This window comes from Nonomuraea deserti, from assembly GCF_004348685.1.
Classification (GTDB): domain Bacteria; phylum Actinomycetota; class Actinomycetes; order Streptosporangiales; family Streptosporangiaceae; genus Nonomuraea; species Nonomuraea deserti.
On the sequence record NZ_SMKO01000362.1, the window covers coordinates 1 to 3,296 of the forward strand.

The 3,296-nt window shown below is 74.3% G+C and carries 2 protein-coding genes; one reads left to right on the forward strand and one right to left on the reverse strand.

Translation table 11 applies throughout. The annotated features are described in order from the left end of the window. Positions 1-1,658, reverse strand: a 1,658-nt coding sequence (locus tag E1292_RS49860; protein ID WP_165975179.1) for an AAA family ATPase, incomplete at its 3' end; no start/stop codon positions are given. A 501-nt stretch (positions 1,659-2,159) separates the two neighbouring features. Here E1292_RS49860 and E1292_RS53255 point away from each other — a divergent pair. Then, a partial coding sequence (locus E1292_RS53255) for an SDR family NAD(P)-dependent oxidoreductase (RefSeq protein WP_220447462.1) occupies positions 2,160-3,296 on the forward strand: 1,137 nt, incomplete at its 3' end.

Below are 3,296 nucleotides of genomic sequence, written 5' to 3' on the forward strand. Positions count from 1 at the left end.
CCGCCCTGGCCGTCCCCGTCCTGGCCGTCCCCGTCCTGGCCGTCCCCGTCCTGGCCGTCCCCGTCCCGGCCGTCCCCGTCCCGGCCGTCCTGACCGTCTGGGCCGTTCTGTTGGTCCCGGCTGTTCTGGGCGTCCTGCTCCGGCATGCCTGCGTCTAGCCAGCCGGCGAGTTCGGACCAGGCTCCCGGCCGGTTGGTACGGGTTCCGAGGTCGCCGTACATCGCGATGGTCGGGGTGAAGCGGCGCCGGTCGACCCGCAGCGCTCGCGGGATCCACGGCCTGATGAGGTTCATCGCGTCCTCGGGAGAGCCGGTGAACTCGGCCACCACGGCACGCATCGCGGCCACGGAGATCCGGTCGACCTCGTCCAGATGGGGCTCGCGTTCGGCCCGGTCGAGCAACTCCCCGGCCGTGGCGGTGAATCCCCCGCGCACGGCGGCGCGCGCCGCGCTCCACAACCGCCGCCCCCGGTGCGGTCCTGCCGCGGTGAGCTCGGCGGCCCGCGAAAGCGCGGCCATGGCCGCCGCCGGGCCACCGCGCAGCGCTGCCTGCTCGGCCGAGCGTTCGAGCAGCTCCGCGGCCTCCTCGTCGTGGCCGATCGCGGCCTGACCGCGGTGCCAGGCCCGCCGGTGCTGGTCGTCCGGAGCGTCGAAGGCCGACGCGAGGGCCCGATGGATCGCCGCGCGCCGCCCCGGCGTGGCGCTGTGGTAGATCGCCGACCGCATCAGCGGATGCCGGAACACCAGTCTCGGCCCGTCGTACGTCAGCAGTTCGTCGAGCTCCGCCCGGTGCAGAGGCCCGGTGTCGACGCACAGCTCGACGGCCGCCTTCTCGATCGTCTCCAGGCTGCCGGACCCGTCGGCGGCGACCAGCTGCAGCAGGGGCAACGCCTCCGCGTGCCGGGCGCGGACCCGGCTCAGGAACGAGCGCCGCAACTCGTCGGTCAACGCCGGCGGCTCCTGCGCTCCTTCCGGCGGCAGTTCCTGCCCCGCCAGCTCCAGCAGGGCCAGCGGGTTGCCGCCGGTGGCGGCCAGCAGGTGACGGTGCTCGCCGTCGGTCAGCCGCCGCCCGCCCGCGCGCTCGGCGAGCAGCGCCGTGGCCGCATCCCAGCCGAGGCCCATGAGCGGGACCCTGCGCAGGTGAGGCAGGTCGGTGCCGTGCCCCTCGTCGGCCCGCGCGGCCAGCATCAGCGCGACGGGCTCATCGTCCAGTCGGCGAGCGACGAACGCCAGCGTCTTGAGCGTCGGCTGGTCCGCCCAGTGCGCGTCGTCGACGACGCACAACACCGGCCGCTCCCCGGCCAGCAGGGACAGCAGCGACAGGCTCGCCAGGCCCACCAGGAACGGATCGGGCGGGCCGCCGTGCGCCCGCCCGAACAGGATGTTCAGCGCCTGAGCCTGCGGCCCCGGCAACTCGCCGACCGAACCGAGCACGGGCATGAGGAGCTGGTGCAGGGTCGCGTACGCGAGATCCGCCTCGGGCTCGACACCGACCGCGCGGAGCACCTGGAAACCGGCCGCCCGCTCCTCCGCGTACGACAGCAGCGCCGTCTTGCCGATGCCCGGCTCGCCGTGCAGCACGACCCCGCCGCCGTGCCCCTCCGCGGCGCGCCGCAACAACGAGTCCAGCAACTCGGTCTCGTCGTCTCGCCCCAGCACACGCCGAGCATAGAAAGCACCGGCACCCATGACAATCATCTCAAGCCTGGACCTTTCGGAACGTGGTGGCTCCGAGGGGGCGAGCAGTCCTTCGGACCGCCGGCGGCTTTGTGGGGTGGTAGGTCGTTGGCGGCGGCGGGTTTGTGTGGGGTGGTGGGCGGTTTCGTGAGGTGGTGGGTTGGTCGGGCGGCTTTGTGAGAGGGGTCGGTCGTCCTGGTGAGGTGGGTGTTGTTGGTGGTGAAGGTCGTTTTTGGGGTGGCGGGTCGTTCGTGGTTCGGTGTTCGGCGTGGGCCGGGTACCTCGGTGGGTCGGCGTCTTGCGGGACGTGGTGCGACGCCTTGAGGCGGTTGTTCTGTGTGGGCGTGGCTGGTGCGCGGAACGGCGGGGGTGACGAGACCGGCGATTTCGCCGATGCGGGGTGAGGCGGTGGGCTCCTAGCGTCGGTTGCGTACCGGACCTGCGAGACGAACCGGGGGTGAGGCCACCGTGACGCGGGGAGCCTTGAGCGGCCGTACCGCCATCGTCGCCAGTGCCGGGCACGGCATCGGTCACGGTGCCGCCGCCGCGTCATGCGCACTGAGCAGGGCGGGCGCCAGCGTGGTGCTCGCCGCCCGTGACGGCCAGGCCCTCGCGGCACTGGCCGCCGACCTCGGCGCGGCGGGCGGCCAAGCGGTCGCCGTCCCTACGGACCTGGCCAGTCCGGTGTCGGTGCGGCGGCTGGTCGAGCAGACGCTCGGCGCGTTCGGCCGTCTCGACGCCGCCTGCAACGACATCGCCTGCCACGCCACTGCATGTAACGCCCAGGGGAGCCTGTACGCCGACGGCTCCGGCCCTGCCGGGCGCCCCGCCGCCCCCAACGACACCGGGTGCCGCACCGCCAGCGCTGCCGCGTGCAACGACGCCGGGTGCCGCGCTGCCAGCGCTGTCGCGTGCAACGACGCCGGGTGCCGCGCTGCCAGCGCTGTCGCGTGCAACGACGCCGGGTGCCGCGCTGCCAGCGCTGCCGCGTGCAACGACGCCGGGTGCCGCGCTGCCAGCGCTGCCGCGTGCAACGACGCCGGGTGCCGCGCTGCCGTGTCCAACGAGGGCGGGCGGTGCGCCGTCGCGTCCAGCGCTGCTGGGCCTGGCGCCGCCGGGTGCCGTGCGGCCGCGCGCAACGGCGCCGGGTGGCGCGTTGTCGGATGCCAGGCCGCCGGGTCCTGTGTCGCTGCCGGGTGCGGTGCCGCTTCCTGCGGTGGCGCCGAATGTGGTGCTGGTCCGCGTGCCGCTGCCGGCCATGACGCCGGATGTGACTGTGCCGCTCAGGTGCGGGGTCTGTCCCTGGCGTTGAAGTACGAGATCGAGGCGATGCGCCGGACCGGCGGCTGCGTCGTCAACCTGGCGCCGTCCGGTGGTCCGCAGGCCGCGGTGATCGAGTTGACCCGCAAGGCGGCGCTGGACCTGGCCGGCTCCGGTGTCCGGGTGAACGCCGTGGCAACCGGTCCGCTCGCCAGCCAGGTCGCCGGTCCGCTCGTCGGCGCAGACGTCGGCTTGGACCTCGGCTCGGGAGGTGGCGCGGGTGGCGGTTCGGGTGGCGGCGCGGATGGCGGTTCGGGCGGCGGTTCGGGTGGCGGCGCGGATGGCGGTTCGGGTGGCGGT